This window comes from Streptomyces sp. NPDC017095, from assembly GCF_044332325.1.
Classification (GTDB): Bacteria; Actinomycetota; Actinomycetes; order Streptomycetales; family Streptomycetaceae; genus Streptomyces.
This window is the reverse complement of the sequence record NZ_JBIROU010000007.1, coordinates 101,839-124,129: the sequence shown is the minus strand read 5'-3', so window position 1 is coordinate 124,129 and position 22,291 is coordinate 101,839. Positions and strand designations below refer to the sequence as shown.

At 73.5% G+C, this 22,291-nt stretch carries 22 protein-coding genes; 11 read left to right on the top strand and 11 right to left on the bottom strand.

Features of this window, described 5'->3' with window-relative positions:
* Positions 1 to 14: 14 nt before the first annotated feature.
* Genes ACH4OA_RS15820 through ACH4OA_RS15810 form a run of 3 tightly spaced genes read right to left on the bottom strand, consistent with a single transcriptional unit; the run spans position 15 to position 3,309 of the window.
* Positions 15 to 1,478 carry a hypothetical protein gene (locus tag ACH4OA_RS15820; RefSeq protein WP_397969451.1) on the bottom strand — a complete coding sequence of 488 codons (1,464 nt, stop codon included), beginning with the start codon at positions 1,476 to 1,478 and terminating at the stop codon, positions 15 to 17.
* Positions 1,475 to 2,815, bottom strand: coding sequence for a KGGVGR-motif variant AAA ATPase (locus ACH4OA_RS15815; RefSeq protein ID WP_397969450.1), 1,341 nt, complete (start codon positions 2,813 to 2,815; stop codon positions 1,475 to 1,477). The genes ACH4OA_RS15820 and ACH4OA_RS15815 overlap by 4 nt, the downstream gene beginning before the upstream one ends.
* The gene (locus ACH4OA_RS15810; RefSeq protein ID WP_397969448.1) at positions 2,812 to 3,309 is read right to left on the bottom strand and encodes a hypothetical protein; all 498 of its coding nucleotides are present in this window, start codon (positions 3,307 to 3,309) and stop codon (positions 2,812 to 2,814) included. Before ACH4OA_RS15810 ends, ACH4OA_RS15815 begins: the two co-directional genes overlap by 4 nt.
* Before the next feature lie 353 nt (positions 3,310 to 3,662).
* On the opposite strand from ACH4OA_RS15810, the gene ACH4OA_RS15805 reads away from it, so the two are divergent.
* Positions 3,663 to 4,319: an HD family hydrolase gene (locus ACH4OA_RS15805; protein WP_397937059.1), complete on the top strand. Its 657-nt coding sequence runs from the start codon at positions 3,663 to 3,665 to the stop codon at positions 4,317 to 4,319.
* Between the two features lie 64 nt (positions 4,320 to 4,383).
* Here ACH4OA_RS15805 and ACH4OA_RS15800 read toward each other — a convergent pair whose 3' ends face one another.
* From ACH4OA_RS15800 to ACH4OA_RS15790, 3 genes are read right to left on the bottom strand one after another with little or no spacing between them, the layout of a single operon-like run.
* Positions 4,384 to 5,499: a CapA family protein gene (locus tag ACH4OA_RS15800; protein WP_397946604.1), complete on the bottom strand. Its 1,116-nt coding sequence runs from the start codon at positions 5,497 to 5,499 to the stop codon at positions 4,384 to 4,386.
* 9 nt (positions 5,500 to 5,508) lie between these two features.
* The gene (locus ACH4OA_RS15795) at positions 5,509 to 6,813 is read right to left on the bottom strand and encodes a phosphoribosyltransferase family protein (RefSeq protein ID WP_397969446.1); all 1,305 of its coding nucleotides are present in this window, start codon (positions 6,811 to 6,813) and stop codon (positions 5,509 to 5,511) included.
* Positions 6,814 to 6,824: 11 nt separating this feature from the next.
* Positions 6,825 to 7,136 (bottom strand): dsRBD fold-containing protein, encoded by a 312-nt coding sequence (locus ACH4OA_RS15790; RefSeq protein WP_365878641.1) that lies wholly within the window; start codon positions 7,134 to 7,136, stop codon positions 6,825 to 6,827.
* 145 nt (positions 7,137 to 7,281) lie between these two features.
* Here ACH4OA_RS15790 and ACH4OA_RS15785 point away from each other — a divergent pair, with 145 nt between their 5' ends.
* Positions 7,282 to 7,659 carry a YchJ family protein gene (locus ACH4OA_RS15785; protein WP_397969444.1) on the top strand — a complete coding sequence of 126 codons (378 nt, stop codon included), beginning with the start codon at positions 7,282 to 7,284 and terminating at the stop codon, positions 7,657 to 7,659.
* 6 nt (positions 7,660 to 7,665) lie between these two features.
* Here the strand turns inward: ACH4OA_RS15785 and ACH4OA_RS15780 are convergent, their stop codons facing one another.
* A complete protein-coding gene (locus tag ACH4OA_RS15780) occupies positions 7,666 to 8,367 on the bottom strand; it encodes a FadR/GntR family transcriptional regulator (RefSeq protein ID WP_365878637.1) in 702 nt (233 codons plus the stop codon).
* Between the two features lie 140 nt (positions 8,368 to 8,507).
* Between ACH4OA_RS15780 and ACH4OA_RS15775 the strand changes: the two genes are divergently transcribed.
* Both ACH4OA_RS15775 and ACH4OA_RS15770 read left to right on the top strand, forming a co-directional pair.
* Positions 8,508 to 9,035, top strand: a complete 528-nt coding sequence (locus ACH4OA_RS15775) for a gluconokinase (protein ID WP_365878635.1) — start codon at positions 8,508 to 8,510, stop codon at positions 9,033 to 9,035.
* A gap of 93 nt (positions 9,036 to 9,128) precedes the next feature.
* Complete coding sequence (locus ACH4OA_RS15770; RefSeq protein ID WP_365878633.1) at positions 9,129 to 10,526, top strand: gluconate:H+ symporter; 1,398 nt, start codon at positions 9,129 to 9,131, stop codon at positions 10,524 to 10,526.
* A 135-nt stretch (positions 10,527 to 10,661) separates the two neighbouring features.
* Here the strand turns inward: ACH4OA_RS15770 and ACH4OA_RS15765 are convergent, their stop codons facing one another.
* From ACH4OA_RS15765 to ACH4OA_RS15755, 3 genes are all read right to left on the bottom strand, one after another.
* A complete protein-coding gene (locus ACH4OA_RS15765) occupies positions 10,662 to 11,288 on the bottom strand; it encodes a cytochrome b/b6 domain-containing protein (RefSeq protein WP_397946606.1) in 627 nt (208 codons plus the stop codon).
* A complete protein-coding gene (locus ACH4OA_RS15760; RefSeq protein ID WP_397969442.1) occupies positions 11,272 to 12,012 on the bottom strand; it encodes a molybdopterin-dependent oxidoreductase in 741 nt (246 codons plus the stop codon). The genes ACH4OA_RS15765 and ACH4OA_RS15760 overlap by 17 nt, the downstream gene beginning before the upstream one ends.
* Before the next feature lie 341 nt (positions 12,013 to 12,353).
* On the bottom strand, positions 12,354 to 13,388 hold the full coding sequence (locus ACH4OA_RS15755) for a hypothetical protein (protein ID WP_397946607.1): 1,035 nt from the start codon (positions 13,386 to 13,388) through the stop codon (positions 12,354 to 12,356).
* 377 nt (positions 13,389 to 13,765) lie between these two features.
* Between ACH4OA_RS15755 and ACH4OA_RS15750 the strand changes: the two genes are divergently transcribed.
* The 4 genes from ACH4OA_RS15750 to ACH4OA_RS15735 are packed head-to-tail and all read left to right on the top strand — an operon-like array spanning position 13,766 to position 15,940.
* Positions 13,766 to 14,662, top strand: a complete 897-nt coding sequence (locus ACH4OA_RS15750) for a DMT family transporter (RefSeq protein WP_397946608.1) — start codon at positions 13,766 to 13,768, stop codon at positions 14,660 to 14,662.
* 28 nt (positions 14,663 to 14,690) lie between these two features.
* Positions 14,691 to 15,206, top strand: a complete 516-nt coding sequence (locus ACH4OA_RS15745; protein WP_365883688.1) for an NUDIX domain-containing protein — start codon at positions 14,691 to 14,693, stop codon at positions 15,204 to 15,206.
* Between the two features lie 21 nt (positions 15,207 to 15,227).
* Positions 15,228 to 15,620, top strand: coding sequence for a YidH family protein (locus ACH4OA_RS15740; protein WP_397937073.1), 393 nt, complete (start codon positions 15,228 to 15,230; stop codon positions 15,618 to 15,620).
* Positions 15,608 to 15,940, top strand: a complete 333-nt coding sequence (locus tag ACH4OA_RS15735; RefSeq protein ID WP_397937075.1) for a DUF202 domain-containing protein — start codon at positions 15,608 to 15,610, stop codon at positions 15,938 to 15,940. The genes ACH4OA_RS15740 and ACH4OA_RS15735 overlap by 13 nt, the downstream gene beginning before the upstream one ends.
* On the opposite strand, the gene ACH4OA_RS15730 is transcribed toward ACH4OA_RS15735, so the two are convergent.
* Complete coding sequence (locus ACH4OA_RS15730) at positions 15,937 to 16,875, bottom strand: NADP-dependent oxidoreductase (RefSeq protein ID WP_397937077.1); 939 nt, start codon at positions 16,873 to 16,875, stop codon at positions 15,937 to 15,939. The two genes, ACH4OA_RS15735 and ACH4OA_RS15730, sit on opposite strands and share 4 nt — an antisense overlap.
* Positions 16,876 to 18,126: 1,251 nt before the next feature.
* Between ACH4OA_RS15730 and ACH4OA_RS15725 the strand changes: the two genes are divergently transcribed.
* The 3 genes from ACH4OA_RS15725 to ACH4OA_RS15715 all read left to right on the top strand — a co-directional run bounded on the left by ACH4OA_RS15725 (position 18,127) and on the right by ACH4OA_RS15715 (position 22,250).
* Positions 18,127 to 19,149, top strand: coding sequence for a phosphotransferase family protein (locus tag ACH4OA_RS15725; protein ID WP_397946610.1), 1,023 nt, complete (start codon positions 18,127 to 18,129; stop codon positions 19,147 to 19,149).
* A gap of 6 nt (positions 19,150 to 19,155) precedes the next feature.
* Entirely contained in the window at positions 19,156 to 20,370 is a 1,215-nt protein-coding gene (locus tag ACH4OA_RS15720) for an acyl-CoA dehydrogenase family protein (protein ID WP_397937079.1), read from the top strand.
* Between the two features lie 200 nt (positions 20,371 to 20,570).
* Positions 20,571 to 22,250, top strand: a complete 1,680-nt coding sequence (locus tag ACH4OA_RS15715; RefSeq protein ID WP_397969441.1) for a PucR family transcriptional regulator — start codon at positions 20,571 to 20,573, stop codon at positions 22,248 to 22,250.
* Positions 22,251 to 22,291 lie beyond the last annotated feature (41 nt).

Here is a 22,291-nt window from a genome sequence, read left to right as displayed (position 1 = left end):
CAAAGGTCAGTCGCCTATGACTGGACCTTCGGCACCCCGCCCTTGCGGCCGATCGAGAAGGCGATTCGGTACACGTCCGGGAGGTCGATCCGGCCGTCCTTGCGGCGACGCATCACACCAAGGGCGATCAGTTCGTCGATCAGGCGCAGGTAATCATCCGAGTATCGCGGCCCAGTACGGACTGCTGTCTTGCTCCCGCCCGCAATGGTCCGGGCCGCCTCCTTGCCCAAGGTGGACGTCAGATCCGCTTCTTGCCAGAGATCCAGCACAAGCCCTTGCTCGATCGGCACCTGCTGGCCCGTCAGCGGTTCGATGACCGTGCGCACCCACGGCATGTCTTCGCGAATCTCATTGACACGAGTCTGCGAGGCCGACTGGACGCCCTTTCGGATGCCCTCATGGTAAATGGCGTACGGATGGCTCGCGTACTTCCCTCGCGTCTCGTCCACGGCCATGCTCAGCGCATTGAGAAAGCTGCGGGGACTCACCTGCTCGACGCCGTCCATGAGGTGGTTGGGCAGCCACGTATACGTGATGCCCTTCCTGTAGTTGGCCCCCATGTACGGGCCAGCCAGGTTGCTGAAGACAGAGGCCTGAATCTGCTCGTCACCAAGCAGCGTGGAGGGGAGCAGATGCCGTCCGGCGTGCTCGGTCCAGCTGCCGGTCTGCGAGCGAAATCTCGCGGACTCGACGCTTTCATGGTTGCCAAGGTAGTGAAAGAAGAGACCGTACAGATTGGTGGTCGTCCATTGCAGGCTGGCGGCGTTCGACGTCAGTTTCGACGCGTCGGGGAAGTGGAGAAGCGCCCCGTCGAACATGTCGGGCCGAATAAAAATCTTGCACCGGATATTCTTGGTACTCAGCCGCATCTCCAGAGCTAGCTGCAGGATGCCGGCGACAAGCCGGTCCGCCTGGACACGGTCCCGGTGGAGATGCTCCAACGCATCGAAGAGGATCAGGTGCGTGATCTTGCCCGCCTGCGCTTCCTTATCAGCCCGGGCGACGGTCCGGTCTCGCGCTCCCGGGTTGGCCTGCACCCACGCGATGCGGTCCTTCCACTCCATGCTTCCACGAAGCTCAGGCTGCCCGAGTGCCACAAGAAGCACGGCGTTCCACAGGTCATAGGCGCGCACGCCACTGTCAACCAGGCTGGCCAACTCGCCTGCTCCCGGGTACAAATCGGGATCCAGCTTCGCACTGTAGCCCGGCGAAACCCGCAGATTCCGGAGCCGCTCGATGCGGTACTCCTCCGCAGCGACATCCCGCAGTTGATCGTCGAGCAGGGAACGACACCAGAAGGTCTTACCCACTCCACGGCCGCCTCGCACCACGGTGGTGTCTACGTTGAGCGCGAGGCGGTGCGAGTCAGGAGTGAAGAGGTTGAGAAGCGTAGGTTCGACCGTATCCGCGTCCTGTGCGGGAGGCAGCGCGGAGACCAGCAGGTTCCGATAGTCCTCGGCTTCGAGCGGGGCGGTCATCGTTGTCCTTCGATCATCAGGTTGGTGGTGGTTTTCAGGAAGGAATCGTACGCGGCACGAACGAAGGCGCGGTCGTCCCAGCCTGGCGTGGAGACAGCGTCGAGACCGACGAGTTCCACGGCGAACAGAATCGGAATAGGCGAATGCGGCGCCGACTCGTCCTCCGGGCTGGGGTTGAAGCCCGTATCGTCATCGACGAGGTCGTCATAGAGGACGGAGAAGCATTCCCAGGCATGGTCCCGGAACGTCTCCAGGTAGGCGGAGCGATCGGCGTCCGGGACCATTGAGGCGACCATCCGAAGTTTTTCTCGGATCTCCGGCGCCTGGCCTGAGGAGAGCCACGCCGTGAAGAGATCGCGATAGCCCGCCCAGGTCTGGCCGTTGTCGCTGCCGAACAGCAGGGCAAGGTCGCAAAGACGTGAGATCGCCACTGCGGCGATATCGTGAATGCCCGCCCGGCTGTCAAGGAGCACGACGTCGGGACGGCGGCTCTCCCTGGCGACCGCTTCCTCGCACGCGCGGACCGCTGACTCAAGCCGGTTCGCGAAGCTGCCCTGACCATGCCCGGGCACATCGGCGTAGACACGGTTCAGCTTGTCGACGTAGGCGTACTCGGTGCCGGGCACCCCACGTCCCCGGGCAGGGGCAACCCAGAGCTCGCCATTGTTCTGGAGCTGAAAGTGCGTGGCCTGGGCAACAAGATCGAGGCCTTCCTCGTTGCCCAATGCCGATTCCACCAGCTGGTCGATAATGCCGTACTGGGGCATCTGCTCCTCGGCTACGAGCAGCGGGCCCGCACCGGGAGACTCCAGGTCGAGGTCAACGACAAGGACGCAGTTGCCCTGTCCGGCGAGGTGCTTGGCCAGCATGAAGGTTGCGGTCGAGCGGCCGACGCCGCCCTTGAAGCCGTACAGTGCGGTGCGTGCGGTGCGCACTCCCTCCGACTCTGCCTGCGGGGTGCTCACCCGGGCCCAGTCTCCGCCGACGACAGTGTTGTCAAGCCAGTGGATACGGCCCTGGCCGGGGCCGGCGACGTAACCGAGTTCGGCGGCCGCTCGGGGTGACGCGAAGTATGCGTCCGGCTGGAAGAGGCCGGAAGCGAGGAGCAGGGGCCGGTCCGCCGCGTACCGGCCCAGCGTGCTGGTAAGCCGCTCCCGCCAAGCCTCGACCTTCGCCGCGTCGACTTTGCTGGATCGGTCGTCCAGGAGCAGGGAGAGCCGACCGAAGATGTCCCGGACAAGCAGCACGTCGACACCGGATGCGGCCACATCGACGGCCACGGCGAGCGCGAGCGGTCGCGCCTCGTCGAAGCGGACCGGATCAGGTGGGAATGTCACGTGAGTACTCCGTCTATGAGCGCCTGCTCGTGCAGGCCGAGAATTCGTTCGGATGCGGCACGACGGGCTCGCACCTCGGCCTCGGTGACGGAAGATCCATCACTATACCGGTCATGCACACTCCAAGTGGCGAACGGCGCCGAGGCCGCCAGAACCATGGAAAGGGCGCTTCCGGTACGGCCGCGGAGCAGGAGCGTCGCGTCGGATATGACATCTCCCGTGTCGGACCACGCTTCCGGGAGGTGCTCGATATACCTCGGCTTGCCACTCTGCTGCGGGATATACGGCTTCTGTGTCGGCTGACCACCCGGCCTGACCGGGGCTACTGATACCTGGGTGTACCGCAGCATGATGCTCTTCAGAGCGCATTCCACTGCGAAGCCGAAATGATGATCCGCGTTGGGCAGCCGACCGTCGTCGTGCAGGTAGACCGCGTCGTTGTGGTGACGTAGAGCGGCACCCGCGTAGTGGTCTTCCTTCGAAGTCTGAGGCACGGCATGATCCTAGGGCTCCGCCTCGCGAAGGCTCCAGCGTCTTCGTACCCCAGGTCTTCTGCCCCAACCGGGTAGGCGGCCCGGAACCGGGGTTGTTCGATCGGCGCCGGGGCAGCGCACATGGGGGAGCTCAGACCGCTTCTCTCGAAACCGCGGGCCGTGGCCTGCCGGTCGGTGACGCGAATGGCAGGGACGCCGCCATCCTGCTGCGCGGCGGCACATACACGGAGCGGGAGTCGAGGCATCCTGAGCCACTGGAGTGCCGGGCGGACGCCAGCAGAAATGCCAGTTCAACTGGGGTTGCTCTGTTTGGGGCCGGGCGGGCGCGGGGTCCTGCGTGTCACCATGGGCGCATGAGCGATGACCGGCGGAGCCTTCTCGCGGAGAAGACGCCCTTTCCCGACGATCTCGACCAGAGACTGCGCGCCCAGCTGACGTTCCTCGTAGAGGTGGACCAGCTCAAGACCGTGCTGCGTCAGTCTCCCCTCGCCGCGGCGGACCGCCGGGAGAACGACGCCGAGCACTCGTGGCATCTGGCGATGATGGTCGCGGTCCTCGCCGAGCACTCCGACGAGCCCATCGACGTGGGGCACACGATCCAGCTCGTCCTGGTGCACGATCTCGTGGAGATCTACGCCGGTGACACCCCTCTCTACGACGGTGCGGCAGGGATCGGTCAGCGGGAGCGGGAAGTCGCCGCGGCCGACGAACTCTTCGGCCTGCTTCCGGCGGACCAGGCAGAGCGCATGCGGGCGCTGTGGGACGAGTTCGAGGAACGCCGCACTCCCGAGGCCCGCTTCGCCAAGGCCATGGACCGGCTGCAGCCGCTTGTCCTCAACTGGATGGCCCGGGGCGGTACGTGGCGCACGCCGGGCGTCACCGCCGACGATGTCCGGGCCCGGAAGGCGGTGATCGGGGAGGCGTCCTCCTCCCTGTGGAAGGCCGGGCGGCGCCTCATCGACGAGGGTGAGGCGCGGGGCTGGTCGAGGAGTGCCGCACCCGGGGTGTGACGGGTGATGCCGGCCGGTTTCCGGGTGGGCGGGTGCCGGGTCAGTTCCCGGGGCGGGCCGTGAGTCAGTTCCCGGGGCGGGCTGTGAGGGTGTGGTCCGGGGTGGGGTCGACCCGGGTGCCGAGGGCGCGGGCGTGGGTGTCCAGGGTGGTGCGCAGCCAGGCGGTGTCGGCGGGCGTGGCGTGTTCCAGGCGCATGCGGCGGGAGCGCAGCGGGACCATCCGCACGGCGGTCAGCCGGCCGGTGCCGGGGTCGAGCGAGGCCAGGTACAGCAGGCGCAGGTCGTCGCGGTAGCGCTCGTAGCCGCCGATGCCCTCGTAGTCGTCGACGAGGTCGCCGCAGCCGTACAGGACGAGCCGGTCGCGGTAGATCTCGGGCGGGCGCGGGTGGTGCGAGGAGTGGCCGTGGACGACGTCGGTGCCCGCGTCGACGAGCGCGTGGGCGAAGCGGATCTCGTCGCGCGGGACGGCGTAGCCCCAGTTGGGGCCCCAGTGGACGGAGGCGACGACGAGGTCGCCGGGCCGTCCGGTGCGCCGCAGCCGGGCGGCGAAGTCGGCCGCGGCGGCCGGGGTCGGCGCGGCGGCGAAGGCGACGCCGGGCCGGTCGGCGGTGGCGGCCCAGCCGCGCGGGATGCCGCTGGAGGGCATGCCGAAGGAGAAGACCAGGACGCGTCCGCCGGTGCGCAGCGGGACGGCCGCGGGCCGCCACGCGGCGTCCGCGTCCCGGCCCGCCCCGGCGGTGCGCAGCCCGGCCGCGGCGAGGCGGTCCAGCGTCTCGGCGAGGCCGGCCGGACCGAAGTCCAGCACGTGGTTGTTGGCGAGGGCGCAGACGTCCGGGCGGGCGGCGGCGAGGCAGGGCAGGTTGGCCGGGTGCATGCGGTAGTGCACACCCTTGCCCGGTGCGAAGGCGCCGCTCGTGGTGACGGCGGTCTCCAGGTTGACGATCCGGGCGTCCGGCGCGGCCCGTTCCAGCACGGCCAGCGCCTCGCCCCAGGGCCAGGCGGGGTCCGCGGGCCGGGGCACCGGGCCGTTCGCGGCCTCCGCGAGGGCGACGTAGTCCCGGGCGTCGTGGACGTACTCCTCCCGCAGCACCGGGTCGCCCGGGTGCGGGAGGATCTGGTCGACGCCCCGGCCGAGCATGACGTCCCCGCCGAGGAACAGGGTGACGGGCCCGCCGGGCATGACCGCGGCCTACACGTGCGCCGGTGCCATGTGGCCGGTGAACCAGGCGCACGCCAGAGCGGTCACCTGCTCCAGCGCGCCGGGCTCCGCGAAGAGGTGGGTGGCGTGCGGGACGACCTCCAGCCGGCTCTCGCAGCGCAGCCGTGCCCGGGCGTCCCGGTTGAGGTCGAGCACCAGCGGGTCGGCGCCGCCGACGACGAGCAGGGTGGGTGCCGTCACCTGGGGCAGCCGGGGCCCGGCGAGGTCGGGGCGGCCGCCGCGGGAGACGACGGCGGCGGGCCGGGCGGCGGGCTCGGCGGCGGCCCACAGGGCGGCGGCCGCGCCGGTGCTGGCGCCGAAGTAGCCGAGGGCGAGCCCTTCGGTGCCGGGCTCGGCGCGCAGCCAGCGGGTCGCGTCCAGCAGCCGGCCGGCCAGCAGCCCGATGTCGAACACGTTGTCCCGGTCGGCCTCTTCCGCGTCCGTGAGCAGGTCGAACAGCAGCGTGCCGAGTCCGGCCCGGTGCAGTCCCTGGGCCACGAACCGGTTGCGCGGACTGTGCCGGCTGCTGCCGCTGCCGTGGGCGAAGAGCACGACACCGCCCGCGCCGTCCGGCAGGGTGAGCCGTCCGCCCAGCCGTACGGCACCGGCCGGCACCGTCACCTCCCGGTCGGTGCCGGTGGCGCCCGGGCGGCGTCGGCGGCGGCCCGCGGCCTGCCGCAGGCAGGCGGTGACCTCCTCGTCCTCGGTCTGGGTGAAGTCGTCGTAGAACTGGCCGACGGCGGTGAAGTCCCCGGGCGTGTGCAGGCAGACCAGTTCGTCGGCGTCGTCGCCGAACCGCCGGGCGACGTCGCGCGGGGCGACCGGGACGGCCAGCACGACGCGGGCCGCGCCCCGGGCCCGGGCGATGCGGCAGGCGGCCCGCGCGGTGGAGCCGGTGGCCACGCCGTCGTCCACCACGACGGCGGTCCGGCCGGCGACGGGGACCGGCGGGCTCGCACCGCGGTAGCGGGCGCCGCGCTCGGCGAGGAGCCGGCGTTCGCGTTCCTCGACCGCGGCGAGGCCGGCCGCCGAGACGCCGGTGGCGCGCAGCACCTCCTGGTTGATCACGCGTACGCCGTCCTCGCCGATCGCTCCCATGCCCAGCTCAGGCTGGTAGGGCACGCCCAGTTTCCGTACCAGGCAGACGTCCAGGGGCGCGTCGAGTGCCTCGGCGACCGCCGCGGCGACCGGCACTCCGCCGCGCGGCAGCCCGAGCACCACCACGTCCCGGTCCCTGAGGAACTCCAGGCGGGCGCCCAGCCGCCGGCCCGCTTCCGCGCGGTCGCCGAAGTGCACGGCGGGCTCCTTCACTCGCGGGGCAGCCAGAGCGGCGCCGGGCCGTCCGTGCCGGCCGCTCCGGTGGCCTTCATGTCGCCGTCGGCGGCGCGCAGCAGCCGGCGTCCCATGGCGATGAGCGCGCGCCCGGCGGCGAGTTCGTCGCCGATCTCCGGCATCGCCGGGTCGTAGGGGTTGCGGCGGGCCTCCGCGTGGCTCTCCAGGACGTTGTCCCCGGTGTCCAGGATGATCCGGGCCGTGGTGTCCGGATCGTGCTCGGACAGGTACAGGTTCAGCCGCCACTCCTTGACGGCGGGAGGCCGGCTGCTCGCGGGTCCGGTCATCCTCGCCCTCTCCTCCCTGTGCCGGTGGTGCGGGTCCAGCCCTTCCACTGTGCACCCGGCCGTCGGCGGGCGCCTCCGCTGCCCCGGGCGCACTGTGCACCCGGCCCGCGGCGGGCGCCTTGGCTGCCCCGGGCAGAATGGGGTCATGACCTCGCGCGCCTGCCCCTGCGGACTCCCCGAGCCCTACGACGCCTGCTGCGGCCGTTTCCACACGGGCGCGGCGGCCGCGCCCACCGCGGAGCTGCTGATGCGGTCCCGGTACAGCGCGTTCGTCAAGGGGGACGCGGGGTATCTGCTGCGCACCTGGCACCCGCGGACCCGGCCGGAGCGGCTGGACACGGACCCGCGGACGCGGTGGACGGGGCTGGAGATCCTCGCCACCACGGACGGGTCGGCGTTCCACGGCACGGGGACGGTGACGTTCCGCGCGTCCTACCGGGGCGGTGCGCTGCACGAGCGGAGCCGGTTCGAGCGGGTGGCCGGGGCGTGGGTGTACGTCGACGGCGACTTCCTGGACGGCTAGCCGGGCTCAGGGTGCGAGGATGTCGAGTTCCTGGAGCGCGCCCACGGTGATCTGCCGGGTCAGTTCCTCGGCGCGGACGGCGTCGCGCGCGCGGACGGCCTCGGCCACCCGGACGTGCAGGGTGACGGCGGCCGGGTCGGGGTCCTCGAACATGACCTCGTGCTGGGTGCGGCCGGTCAGCACCTCGGCGACGACGTCTCCGAGGCGGGCGAACATCTCGTTGCCGGAGGCGTTGAGGACGGCCCGGTGGAAGGCGACGTCGTGGACGAGGTACCGGTCCAGCCGGTGGCCGCGGGAGTTGGCCACCATGCCGAGCGCGCACTCGGTGAGTTCGGCGCACTGCTCGGCCGTGGCGTGCTGCGCGGCCAGGCCCGCCGCGACGGGTTCGACCGCGGAGCGCAGCACGGTGAGCGAGCGGAGCTGGTGCGGGCGGTCGGCGCCGGCCAGCCGCCAGCGGATGACCTGCGGGTCGTAGACGTTCCACTCGGCCCGGGGGCGGACGGTGACGCCCACCCGGCGGCGGGACTCGACCAGGTGCATGGACTCCAGCACGCGGACCGCCTCGCGCATCACGGAGCGGGAGACCTCGAAGTGCTGGGCCAGTTCGTCGGTGCGCAGCACACTGCCCGGCGGGTACTCGCCCGCCGTGATCGCGGGACCGAGGGTGTCCAGTACATGGCCGTGCAGCCCCCGGCCCCGTGTGCTCATGCACTCAGCGTACGACCTGGATCACAGAGATAAAAAGTCAGACTTATACATCACAGTCTCTTGAATTCGTCCTACCTAATGGGTTTCAGTGTGGCGACGCCGCAGTGGCGTCGGATGTCGAGGAAGACAGCGAGGCAGTCATGCGAACCCCCCAGGTCGTCGTCGTGATGGGCGTCGCGGGGACGGGCAAGACCACGATCGGTCCCCTGCTCGCCGCGCGGCTTGGCGTCCCGTACGCCGAGGGCGACGACTTCCACCCGCAGGCCAACATCGACAAGATGTCGGCCGGGATCCCGCTCGAGGACGCCGACCGGTGGCCGTGGCTGGACGCCATCGGGCACTGGGCGCACGGCCGGGCCGGACTGGGCGGGGTGGTCAGCAGCTCGGCGCTGAAGCGGTCGTACCGCGACCGGCTCCGGGGCGTGGCGCCCGGGATCGTGTTCCTGCACCTCACGGGCGACCGGCAGCTGATCGAGGAGCGGATGACGCAGCGGCAGGGGCACTTCATGCCGACCGCGCTGCTGGACTCCCAGTTCGCCACGCTCCAGCCGCTGGAGCCGGACGAGGCCGGAGTCGGCGTGGACGTCGGCGGCAGCCCGCAGGAGATCACCGAGCGCGCCGTACAGGCCCTCGCGGCGCTTCCCCGCACCACGGGCAGCTCCCGCTAGCTCCCGGCACCACGGGCGGGCCCCCGGCTCCCCGACCACGGGCAGCCGACGCCGGCTCCCCGACAGAATCCCCCGTAACCGCAAGGAACCCCCGTGACCAGACTCAGCGTCGAGATGCTGGCAGCGGACGCCCCTCCGCCGATCACCTCCGCCGGACACGCCCAGCTGGGCATCGCCGTCCTGGTGGGCATCGCCGTCATCGTCCTGCTCATCACCAAGTTCAAGCTCCATGCCTTCCTGGCGCTGACCATCGGGTCGCTGGCGCTCGGGGCGGTCGCCGGGGCGCCGCTCGACAAGGCCATCACCAGCTTCACCACCGGGCTCGGCAGCACGGTGGCGGGCGTCGGCGTCCTGATCGCGCTCGGGGCGGTCCTGGGCAAGCTGCTCGCCGACTCCGGCGGTGCCGACCAGATCGTCGACACGATCCTCGCCAAGGCCGGCGGGCGGGCCATGCCGTGGGCGATGGTGCTGATCGCCTCCGTGATCGGCCTGCCGCTGTTCTTCGAGGTCGGCATCGTGCTGCTGATCCCGGTCGTGCTGATGGTCGCCAAGCGCGGCAACTACTCCCTGATGCGCATCGGCATCCCGGCGCTGGCCGGTCTGTCCGTGATGCACGGCCTGATCCCGCCGCACCCCGGCCCGCTGGTCGCCATCGACGCGGTCAAGGCCAACCTGGGCGTGACCCTGGCGCTGGGCATCCTGGTCGCCATCCCGACGGTGATCATCGCCGGCCCGCTGTTCTCCAAGGTCGCGGCCCGCTGGGTGGACGTCCCGGCGCCCGACCGGATGCTGCCGCAGCGCGCCTCCGAGCAGCTCGAACGCCGTCCGGGCTTCGGTGCCACGCTCGCCACCATGCTGCTGCCGGTGGTGCTGATGCTGGCCAAGGCGCTGGTGGACATCGTCGTCGACGATCCCGCGGACCGGACCCAGCGCGTCTTCGACGTCGCCGGCTCCCCGCTGATCGCCCTGCTCGCCGCCGTGATCGTCGGTTTCTTCACGCTGGGCCGGGCCGCCGGGTTCACCCGGGACCGGCTCCAGCAGACCGTCGAGAAGGGCCTGATGCCCATCGCCGGCATCCTGCTGATCGTCGGCGCGGGCGGCGGCTTCAAGCAGACGCTGATCGACTCCGGTGTGGGCCAGATGATCCTTGACGTCTCCAAGGACTGGTCGATCCCGGCGCTGCTGCTGGCCTGGCTGATCGCGGTGGCGATCCGGCTGGCGACCGGCTCGGCGACGGTGGCCACGGTCTCGGCGGCCGGCCTGGTCGCCCCGCTGGCGGCCGACATGTCGACCACGCACACGGCCCTGCTGGTCCTGGCCATCGGCGCGGGCTCGCTCTTCTTCAGCCATGTCAACGACGCCGGTTTCTGGCTGGTGAAGGAGTACTTCGGGCTGAGCGTCGGGCAGACCGTCAAGACCTGGTCGCTGATGGAGACGATCATCTCGGTGGTGGCGGGCGGCCTGGTCCTGCTGCTGTCCCTAGTCATCTAGCGGCGCTACGGAGTCCTCCGGGGGCGCTCACCGTCCTCCGGCGGCGCTGCGACGGCCGCCCCCGCCCGCTCCCCGCACGGGCCCCTTCGTCCTGGTCACCCGGGTCGCCGAGGCCCCGGGGGGCGGGCGGGTCCGTCAGGGGCGCCACAGCGGGTGTTCCCGGCGGGCCCACTCCTCGCTCACCGTGCCCGTCCGCAGCCCCCTGCGCGCCTCCGGGTCCCCGAGCGCCATGCCGATGTGGCCCGCCAGGACGACACCGGCCGTCAGCGCGAGCCAGTCGTGCACGAAGGTGGCCGAGGTGCGCCAGCGCAGCGGGGTGAGGTGGGTGAACCACATCATCAGGCCCGTGCCGAGCATGACCAGGGTGGCGCCGGCGATCCAGGCGGCGTACACCTTCTGGCCGGCGTTGAACTTGCCGGCGGGCCGGGAGCCGGGGCGGCGGTCGCGGCGCAGGACGGCGCGCAGCCAGACCCGGTCGTGCGGGCCGAATCGGTCGAGCAGGCGCAGGTCGCCGCGGACGGCGCGGGAGGCCAGGCCCAGCAGGAGCGGCACCGGCAGCAGGAGCCCCGCCCACTCGTGGACCCGGACCACCAGCTCGCGCCGGCCCGCCAGCACCGCGAGCTGCGGGACGTACAGCACGGCGGCGCTCACCACGCACACGCCCATCAGCGCGGCCGTGCCGCGGTGCACCAGGCGTCCGGCGCGGGTGAAGCGCCGGACGCGGGCGCCGGGCGGGGCCGGGCCGTCAGCCGGTGGGCGCATCGCCGCGTCCGTTCGAGCGGCCGACCCAGGCGTCGACGTCGTAGCCGAGCTCCTCCCAGTAGCCGGGCCGCACCCGGTCGGTGACCGTGATGCCGGAGAGCCACTTCGCCGACTTGTAGAAGTACATCGGGGCGACGTAGAGCCGGGCCGGGCCGCCGTGGTCGTGGCCGATGTCCTCGTCCCGCATGCGCAGCGCGACCAGGACGTCCGGGCGGCGGGCCTGGTCCAGGGTGAGGCTCTCGGAGTAGGTGCCGTCGAAGCAGGTGAAGCGGACGGCCTCGGCCGAGGGGCTCACGCCCGCCGCGTCGAGCAGGCGGGACAGGCGTACGCCTTCGAAGGACGTGCCCGGCACCCGCCAGCCGGTGACGCACTGGACGTCCCTGACCAGCCGGGTCTGGGGCAGGGCGCGCAGCTCGGCGAGGGTGTAGCGGCGCGGGTGGCGGACGAGGCCGTCGACGGCGAGGCGGTAGTCGGCGGCGGCCCGGTGCGGGACGGAGGCGGCGACGGAGTAGTAGCGGAAGCCGCCGCCGTTGGGCAGCAGACCGGTCAGGCCGGTGGGGTCCTGGCCGGCGACGCCGCCGAGGAAGCCTTCCAGGCCGCGCTGGAGCGCGGGCGCCGCGACCACGCCGAGGGCGCCCAGGCCGAGGGTGCCGAGGAAGACCCGGCGGCCTAGGGGCCGGCCGTCCCGTTCGGGGTCCGGTTCCCGGGATCGTTCAGGGTTCACACAGCCATTCGAGCACTCGGGACCGCGCGGGGCCAGGTGCTCGGGCCAGGCGTCAGACTTCCGTCACCACTTGCGGGCGAGTGTCAGCTCCGGCCGCGTGTCAGTTCCGGCCACACGTTCACGACCGGCCGTTCCTCAGCCCCGGCCACGCGTCCGTTCCAGCCGTGCGTCACCCCCGGCCGACCGTCACGTCCGGCCACGCCTCACGTCCGGCCCAGCGTCAGCCCCGGCCACGCGTCCGTTCCGGCCGTGCCTCAGCCCCGGCCACGCGTCCGTTCCAGCCGTGCGTCACCCCCGGCCGACCGCCACTCTCCCGGCCACGCCTCACGTCCGGCCGAGCGTCACGTCCGGTCAGGCGCCGCTCCCGGCCGCGCGTCGCTCCCCGCCGTGTCCCGGGGGCCGGACGGTCCGAGCGCGCGGGCGCGTGCCGCGCGGAAGGCGGCGCGGGGGTCGCGGTGGGCGTAGGACCAGGGCGCCGGGGTGGCGTGGTCGCCGATGCGCTGGAAGAGGGCCGCGGCCTCGGCCGGGCGGCCGGCGCAGGACAGGGCGAACGCCAGGTGGTTGAGGTCGACGAGGCGGCGCGGGTGTTCGTCGTGCTCCCACTCCAGCCACCAGTCGAAGGAGGCGCGCAGCAGGCGCCGGGCCCGGGGGCCGGACCAGTGCCGGGAGGCGGCCGGGTCGGCGGGGGCCAGGCCGGCCGCGGCCAGGACCCGGTACCGCTCGGCGTACGCGACCACCGGCAGGACGGCCAGCGGCGAGTCGGCGGGCGCCCGGGCGGCGGCCAGCTCGGCGACGTCGTACGCCTCGTGGCACTCGGCCCGGCCGCCCCCGGGCCGTTCGGCGAGGCACGCGATCAGCACGTGGTGGCCCTGGTGGTGCTCGGGATGGCGGCGGCGCAGCTCGGCGAAGGTGTCGAACAGCACGCTCCGCGGGCCGAAGGCACGGGCCAGCAGGAGCAGGCCGAGCCAGGGCGTGGGGTCGGCCGGGGCCTGCGCCGCGGCCGTGGCGCAGGCGGCGCGGGCCGGACCGGCCTCCTCCTTGCCGCGCAGCGCCCGGTGGACCAGGGCCAGCGCGAAGAGCGTGGCGGCGTCCGCGGAGCCGGGCTCGGCGGCCAGCCAGTCGCTCGCCCAGGCGGCGGCGTACGGGTCCCGGGCGAGCACGGTCAGCCGATGGCCGCGGCGGTCCCAGTCGTCGCCGGTGCGCGCCAGCAGGGCACGGGCGGCCTGGCGGCGGCCCTGGGCCAGGGCGGCGCGGGCGGCGCGCAGCGGGGTGTCGCCGAGGGTGGCGTCGAAGGCACCGGAGTCGTCGTGGGCGGTCTCGCCGGACGGGTCCGTTGCGGCCCGGCGCACGCCGAGCAGAGGCGGGGAAGGGGGCACCGCGGAGCTTCCTGTTTCTCGGGCTGCCATCGACCGATCACGCACAGCAAACCCCCAGCCAAGGATCGCGTCAAGCGGGACATCGCAGCTACTGCCTTCAACTACCGCGCCACCAGCGGGCCATGCGCCTTCCGGCGCAGGTGGGCCGGATGACGTTCGGGTGACATCCGGGGAATTTCCTGTGGCGTATGCCATGCCGTACCGGGCCGGACGCCCCGGCTTTCTGTGGCGTACGCCATGGCGCCCCGCCCGCCGGTCGCGGACGATGGCGAGTCAACCGCCCGGTTCCGGGTACTTCCGGGGAAATTGCCGTCCCTGTGGCGCTACAGTCGGCCCCTGCACGTGGGTGGTCCGGCCGGATGATCGAGGTACACAGCGTGTCCGTTCTGGTTCTCCTTCTCGGCGTGAGCGCGGCCTGCTGTCTCGGCCTCGGCTTCGTCCTCCAGCAGAACGCGGCGCAGAAGGCGCCGCTCGGCGACTTCCTCTCCTTCCGGCTGCTGCTCGACCTGATGCGGATGCCGCGCTGGCTCGGCGGCCTCGGGCTGATGGTGGCCGGCATGGTGCTGGGCGCGGTCGCCCTCGGCAAGGGCGAGATCTCGCTGGTGGAACCCCTGCTCGCGACCAACCTGCTGTTCGCCCTCGCCCTCTCCCGGTACCAGACCGGACAGCCGCTGGGCCGGCAGGGCTGGGCCGGTCTGCTGGTGCTCGCGGGCGGCGTCAGCGCGTTCATCATGGCGGGCGAGCCGCGCGGCGGCACGGCCGTCGCCGACCCGCTGCGGCACTGGCTGATCATCGGCGTGGTGGTGGGCGCGGCCCTGGTCCTCACGGCGTACGGCAAGCGCTCCCGGCTGAGCTGGGGCCCGGTGCTGCTGTCCCTGGCGGCGGGGCTGCTGTACGGCGTGCAGGACGCGCTGACCCGGGTCAGCGGCACCCTGTTCGCCGCCGACGGCCTCCGTGGACTGCTCACCGACTGGCAGCCGTACGGCGTGGTGGCCTGCGGGGTCACCGGTCTGGTGCTGGTGCAGAGCGCGTTCGAGACGGCACCGCTGCGCATGTCGCTGCCCGCGCTCACCGCTGCCGAACCGCTCGCCGGGATCCTGTGCGGGGTGGGCTTCCTCGGCGACCGGCTGCGCACCGACACCGGGGCGCTGGCCTGGGAGGCGGCCGGGCTCGCGGCCGTGGTGGGCGGCATCGTGCTGCTCGGGCTGCATCCGGCGATGCCGTGCGGCCCGCAGGAGGCGGGGCGGCCGGTCCGCAACCTCCAGCGCCGGTAGCCGCGGGCGCCCTGCTTGGATACCGGTCATGAACCCTGCTGACGAGATCATCGACATCGTCGACGAGCACGACCGGGTCGTCGACCGGTGCCCGCGCGGCGAGGCGTACGCGCGCGGACTGCGCCACCGCTGTGTGTTCGTCCAGGCGCGGGACGCGGCCGGCCGGCTGTTCGTCCACCGGCGTACGGCGACCAAGCTGGTCTTCCCCTCCCGGTACGACATGTTCGTCGGCGGGGTCGTCGGCGCGGGCGAGTCCTACGACGAGGCGGCGCTGCGGGAGGCCGAGGAGGAACTGGGCGTGACCGGGCTGCCCCGGCCGGACCACCTGTTCACGTTCCTGTACGACGACGGCGCCGGGCACAGCTGGTGGTCGGCGGTGTACGAGGTGCGCTGCGACCTGCCCGTGCGCCCGCAGCCGGAGGAGGTCGAGTGGCACGCCTTCCTGCCCGAGGAGGAGGTCGCGGGGCGGCTCGGCGCGTGGGAGTGGGTGCCGGACGGGCTGGCGGCGTACGAGCGGCTGCGGGCGTTCCGGGCGGGCCGGTGACCGCCGGGTAGGGTCGGCCCGATGAGCGCATTCGTACGCAACCTCCGGTTGTGGTTCGCGCCGGAACGGGTCCGGCAGGAGGGCCGCACGCCCGACTACCGGTTCTCCCTGGCGAACGAACGCACCTTCCTCGCCTGGCTGCGCACCGCGCTGGCGCTGATCGGCGGCGGCTTCGCGGTGGACCAGTTCCTGCCCGACCTGCGCTGGGCGTGGCGGGCCGGGCTCGCGCTCGCGCTGCTCGCGGCCGGTGTGCTGTGCTCCCTGCGCGCGGTGAACCACTGGGTGCGCTGCGAGCGGGCGATGCGGCGCGGCGAGGACCTGCCCGCGTCCCGGTTCCCGGCGGTGCTGAGCCTGGTGGTGGCGGTGGTGGCGGTCGCGATGATCGTGGTGGTGCTGGTCGGGTGGGAGGGGTGACGCCCGGGCCGGCGCGCCGGGACCCGGGGCTCCAGCCGGAGCGCACCCGGCTGGCCTGGCGGCGTACGACGCTGTCGGCCGCCGTGGCCGCCGTGCTGGCGGTGCGGACGGCGCTGCGCGGCGGGCCGACGGCCGCCGGGGTGCTGGCGTGCGCGGTGACGTGCGCGCTGTGGCTGGGCTTCCTGCGGGTGGCCCATCACCGCGTCCGCGCCCTGGCCGCGTCGCCCCGGCCGTCCGCGCTCGCGCCCCGCCAGGCGACGGCCGCGGTGCTGTACGCGGTGGCGCTGGCGGTGTGCGCGGCGGTGCTGGTGACCGGCTAGGAGGGCTCCTCGCCGACGGTGATCACGATCTTGCCGCGGGTGTGGCCCTCCTGGTTCAGCCGGTGCGCGTCCGCCGTGCGCTCCAGCGGGAACGTCCGCTGGACGTGGACGGAGACGACGCCCCGCTCCGCCAGGTCCGCCAAGTGCGCGAGGTCCTCGGCGTCCGGGCGGACGAAGGCGTACCGGCCGCCGTGCTCCAGCACCTCCGGGTCGGCGATCGACGCCAGCCGGCCCCGCGGGGCGAGGAGACCGGCGGAGACCTTCAGCGTGTCGCCGCCGACGGTGTCGAAGACCGCGTCCACGCCCTCGGGAGCGAGCCCGCGCACCCGTTCGGTCAGACCGTCGCCGTAGGCCACCGGCTCGCCGCCCAGGGCCCGGATGTAGTCGTGGTGGGACTCGCCGGCCGTGCCGATGACCCGGGCGCCGAGGTGGGCGGCGAGCTGGACGGCGAGCGAGCCGACCCCGCCGGCCGCCGCGTGCACCAGGACGGTCTCGCCCCGCTGGACCTCCAGGGCCTTGACCAGCACCTGGTAGGCGGTGAGTCCGGCCAGCGGGAGTCCGGCGGCCTCCTCGAAGGACAGGTTGCGCGGCTTGCGGGCCAGCGTGCGCACGGGGGCGGCGACGTACTCGGCGCAGGTGCCCCGGGAGAGGAAGTCCTCGCGGACGTAGCCGATGACCTCGTCGCCGGCGGAGAACTCGGTGACCGCGGCGCCGGGCCGGACGACCACCCCGCTGACGTCCCAGCCGGGGACCACCGGGAAGACGGCGTCCAGGACGGGGTCGAGGTAGCCCTCGCGGCACTTCCAGTCGACCGGGTTGACGGCCGTCGCGCGCACCTTGACCAGCACCTGGTCCGGGCCCACCTTGGGGTCGCGCAGTTCGCCGTACTCCAGCACCTCGGGTCCGCCGTAGCAGCGGTAGCTGATGCCCTTCACGTCCTCGACCTCCGGGGTACTCGTACGCCGCGCGACCGGGCCGGCCGGTGTACGGGGCCGGCCCGGCGGCCTGTCTTCCGTCACCACCCGGTACCCGTGGAGACGCACGCCATGACCACCGCGGACCCCCGACCGGATGCACGGGTCCCGCTACACGACCCGGTGAACTACCTTCGCGACGGGCCGGGGTTTCGGGTGGGGTGTTGCGGACCGGGTGTTCCGGGTGGGGCGTGACGGGTCGGGCGTTTCGGGTCGGGCGTGGCGGACCGGGTGCTCCGGGTGGGGCGTGACGGGTCGGGCGTTTCGGGTCGGGCGTGGCGGGCCGGGCGTTCCCGGTGGGGCGTTTCGGGTCGGGGCGGCGAGTCTGGGACGGCGGGTCCGGGTGGCGCGCGGACGGCGGAGGGGGCGGCGGCCATGCCGGGACGGCGGATCTGGGCGGCGCGCGGAGTGGTGGCCCGGCGCGGCGCGAGCGGTGCGGCGGCACGGAGTGGAGCGATCGGGGAGGGCGGGCCGGGAGCGGCGCGCACGGACGGCGCGTGCGGCGCGGAGCGGGCGGCTCGGCGGCAGGGAGTGGAGCGGGCGGGGACGGCGGGTACGACGCGGCGGCACGAAGTCGAGCGGTCGGGTACGGCGCGGCGCGCACGCACGGCGCGGACGGCACGCACGGCGCGACGGTCGACGGCGCGACGGTCGACGGCGCGGAGCGGGCGGCTCGCACGGGAAGCGGCGCGGAGTCCAGCGTTTGGGGGCGGCGGCCCCGGAGCGGGCGGCACGCGCGGACGGCCGCACGGCGCTGCGGCGCGGCGGTGCGGCGGCGCGGAGCGGTCGAGGACGGCGGCCACGGCGCGGCGGCGCGGTAAGGGAGGGACAGCGCGCACGGACGGCGCGGGCGGCGGCACGCCGGCGAGGAGCGCGCGGCCCGCACGGGTGGTGCGACGGCGCGGGCGGCGGCGCGGAGCGGGCGGCCCGCACGGCGCGGCGGCACGGAGTCGAGCGGGCGGGGACGGCGGGCCCGGAGCGGCGTGTACGGACGGCGCGGCAGCGCAGGCGGCCCGCACGGGCGGTGTGACGGTGCCGGCGGCGTGCGCGGCGCGGCGTGGCGGCGCTAAGTGGCGTCGGCGGCCGTCCCGGGTCGTCGGCGGGCGTGGTGCCGGTCACGTCCGGGGGGATCTTCGCTCTTCGCACTGGACGGCATACCGACCGGTCGGCATCATGAGTCGGGATGTGTCCACCCGCCCCTAGGAGTGATGTATGAGCGCCGACCACCCGCCCGGGCTCGACCTGGACCGGCTGCGCGTCCTGCTCGACCGCGAGCGCCCCGGTCTGGTGAACGGCCCCCTCACCGGACGGCTGATCGAGGGCGGGCGGTCGAACCTCACCTACGCGCTCTCCGACGGCACCTCGAAGTGGGTCGTCCGCCGCCCGCCGCTCGGCCATGTGCTGGCCACCGCGCACGACATGAAGCGCGAGCACCGGGTCATCAGCGCCCTGCACCCGACCCGGGTGCCGGTCCCGCGCCCGGTGCTCCTGTGCGAGGACGAGGAGGTGCTCGGGGCGCCGTTCTATGTGATGGAGTTCGTCGAGGGCACCCCGTACCGCACCGCCGGGCAGATCGCCCCGCTCGGCCCGGAGCGCACCCGCAACGCGGTGCTGGCGCTGGTGGACACGCTGGTCGAGCTGCACGCCGTGGACCCCGCCGAGGTGGGGCTCGCCGACTTCGGCCGGCCGGACGGCTTCCTGGACCGGCAGCTGCGCCGCTGGGGCAAGCAGCTGGACGCCTCCCGCAACCGCGACCTGCCGGGCATCGACGAACTGCACGCGGCGCTCGGCCGGGCCCTGCCCGCCTCGCCGGCCCCGGCCGTCGTCCACGGCGACTACCGCCTGGACAACGTCCTGATCGGCGACGACGACCGGATCACGGCCATCCTCGACTGGGAGATGTCCACGCTCGGCGACCCGCTGACCGACCTCGGCCTGCTGGTCATGTACAGCCGGCCGCTCGGCATGCCCGACTCGCCCGTCTCCACCACCGCCGAGGCGCCGGGGCACCCCGACCCGCGCGAGCTGATCGAACGGTACGCCACACGCTCGGGGCGGGACGTGTCGGCCGTCTCCTGGTACACGGCGTTCGCCTGGTTCAAGCTGGCCGTGATCCTGGAGGGCATCCACTACCGCTACACGCTCGGCCAGACCGTCGGCCGCGGCTTCGACCGCATCGGCGACCTCGTCCCCGTCTTCATCCGCCACGGACTGACTACTCTCCAGGAAGGCTGACCGCACATGGACTTCACGTTCGACGCGCGCACGGAGGAACTGCGCGCCCGGCTGCTCACCTTCATGGACGAGCACGTCTATCCGGCCGAAACGGTCGCCGAGGAGCAGCGGGCCGCGCTCGCCTCGCCCTGGGACACCCCGGCCGTGGTCGGGGAGCTGAAGGCCGAGGCACGCCGCCGGGGCCTGTGGAACCTCTTCCTGCCGGACACCGACTACGGCGCCGGGCTGACCAACCTCCAGTACGCGCCGCTCGCCGAGATCACCGGCCGCTCCCCGCACCTCGCGCCCACCGCGACCAACTGCGCGGCGCCCGACACCGGGAACATGGAGGTGCTGGCCCAGTTCGGCACCGAGGAGCAGAAGAAGCGCTGGCTGGAACCGCTGCTGGCCGGCGAGATCCGCTCGGCGTTCGCGATGACCGAGCCCGAGGTGGCCTCCTCGGACGCCACGAACATCACCACGCGCATCGAGCGGGACGGCGACGAGTACGTCGTCACCGGCCGCAAGTGGTACATCTCCGGCGCGATGAACCCGGACTGCGAGATCTTCATCGTGATGGGCAAGACGGACCCGGACGGCGCCGACATCCGCCGCCAGCAGTCCATGGTGCTGGTCCCGCGGGACACCCCGGGCGTCACGGTCACGCGGGCGATGCGGGTCTTCGGGTACGAGGACCACGCGCACGGCGGCCACGCCGAGGTCGTCTTCGACCACGCGCGCGTGCCGGTGACCCACCTCGTCGGCGAGGAGGGCGGCGGCTTCGCCATCGCCCAGGCCCGGCTCGGGCCCGGCCGCATCCACCACTGCATGCGGCTGATCGGCATGGCCGAGCGCGCGATCGAGCTGATGTGCCGGCGGGCGGTGTCCCGTACGGCGTTCGGCAAGGAGCTGGCCCGGCAGGGCGTCGTCCAGAACTGGATCGCCGACGCCCGGGTCACCGTCGAGCAGTTGCGGCTGCTGGTGCTGAAGACGGCCTGGCTGATGGACACCGTCGGCAACAAGGGCGCCCACACGGAGATCCAGGCCATCAAGATCGCCACTCCGCGCGCGGTGGTCGGCATCCTGGACCGCGCGATCCAGCTGCACGGCGCGGGCGGGGTCAGCCAGGACTTCCCGCTGGCCGAGCTGTACGCGAGCGCCCGCACGCTGATGCTGGCCGACGGCCCGGACGAGGTGCACCAGCGGTCGCTGGCCCGCCGGGAGCTGAAGAAGTACATGTGACGTCATCACACCTGTTCCGGTGACCTCATGGCACCTGTCCCCGTGGGTCCTTGGCATCCGGACCGGTGACTCCTCCGTACCCGGGCGTCCGGCCGCCGGGTACGTATCCGCGGAACCCATTGAGCGCACGCCCGGTGTGTGGTGTCGTACCCCTGCCGAAAGCGGCCGGGGGGCGGCCGCCGGGGTGCCGAGGGGGAAGCGTGTCCGAGTCGCGGGACCGCGCGGAGTGGAACACGGCGTCCGGGCCCGGGGTGAGCCTGGAGCGGCTGCTGTCGGTGGTGGGCCCGGGCGCCCTGGAACCGGACACGGCGCCCGGCGGTCTCGCCGTGGCCGTCGGCGGCGTCACCGTGCTGGACGTGCTGGCCCCGGAGATCCGGCCGCGGGAGCTGGTGCTCGCGGTCGGGGTCGCGGCCGGGTCGGCGCAGGCGGTGGACGTGGTCCGCCGGGCCGGGGCCGCCGGGGCCGCCGGTGTGGTCTTCGGCCCGGACCGCCCCGAGGGTGCCGCCGGCGCGCTGCGGGCCGCCGCCCGGGAGACCGGTACGGCGGTGCTCTTCCGCACCTGGTACCGGTGGGAGGAACTGGTCGCGGTGCTGCGGGCCGGGCTCGCCGCGGCGGGCCTGCCGCCGTTACCCGAGGCCCGGGGCCTGGTCCTGGGCGACCTCGACGGGCTGGCCGACGCGGTGGCCGCCCTGGTCGGCGGCTCGGTCACCATCGAGGACACCGAGTCGCGGGTGCTGGCGTACTCCTCCACCGAGGAGAACGTGGACGAGATGCGCCGGCTGACCATCCTCGGCCGGCGGGTGCCCGCCTGGCGGGTGGCCGCCATGCGCGACGCCGGGTTCTTCCGCGCCCTGTGGATGACGGACGACGTGCTGCACCGGCGCGCCCAGGGCGACGACCCCGAGCGCCTGGTGTGCGCCGTCCGCGCCGGCGGTGAGGTGCTCGGGTCGGTCTGGGTGGCCGCGGTCGCGGGCCGCCCGCTGGCGCCGAACGCGGCGGAGGCCCTGCGCGCGGCCTCCCGGGCCGCCGCCCCGCACCTGCTGCACCACCGTACGCGCGGCGTGGACAGCCGGCTGGTGGAGGACGCGGCGCGGGCCCTGCTGGAGGAGCGCGGCTCCGCCGAGGTGCTGGCCGAACGGGCCGCGCTGCCGGCGCGCGAGCCGTGCGCCGTCCTGGCGGTGGGCACCGGCACCGGCGGCCCCGGGCCGGACGCGTCCGGCGACCCGTCCCGGATGTACGCCCTGCTCGCCCTGCACTGCGCGGCCCTCGCTCACCGGATCGTGGTGGTGCCGGCGGGCGGCCGGGCCCTGCTGCTGGTCAGCGCGCTGGAGCGGGACCCGGACCGGGCCCGCGAGCAGGTCACGGCGCTCGGCACCTCGCTGACCGTCCGGCTGTCGGCGGCCACCGGCACACCGGTACGGGCCGGGCTGGGCGAGGTGGTCCCGGCGCTGGAGGCTGCCGCGCGGTCGCGCCGCAGCGCCGAGCAGGCGCTGAAGGCCCTCGTCCGGACCGGCGGCGCGCGCACGGTCGCGCGGGTCGAGGACGTGGCCGACACGATCGGCGTGCTCCAGGTGCTGGAGGCGCTGCGGAACGTGGAGCTGCCGCCGGGGACCTCGGTGGCGCGGCTGGCCGCGTTCGACGCCGCGCACTCCGGCAGCCGGCTCGTGGAGTCGCTGCGGGCCTATCTGGACCACTTCGGCGATGTGCCGGCCGCCGCGCGCAGCCTCTCGCTGCACCCCAACAGCCTGCGGTACCGGCTGGGCCGGATCACCGCGGTGTCGGACCTGGACCTCGACAGCCCGGACGCCCGGCTGCTGGCCCACCTGCAACTGCGCCTCGCTCCGGAGGAACCGGCACGGGAGCCGGGCAGCGGGGGGTGAGCCAGAGCACGGGGCGTAAGCCGGACGCCGGGCACAGGGCG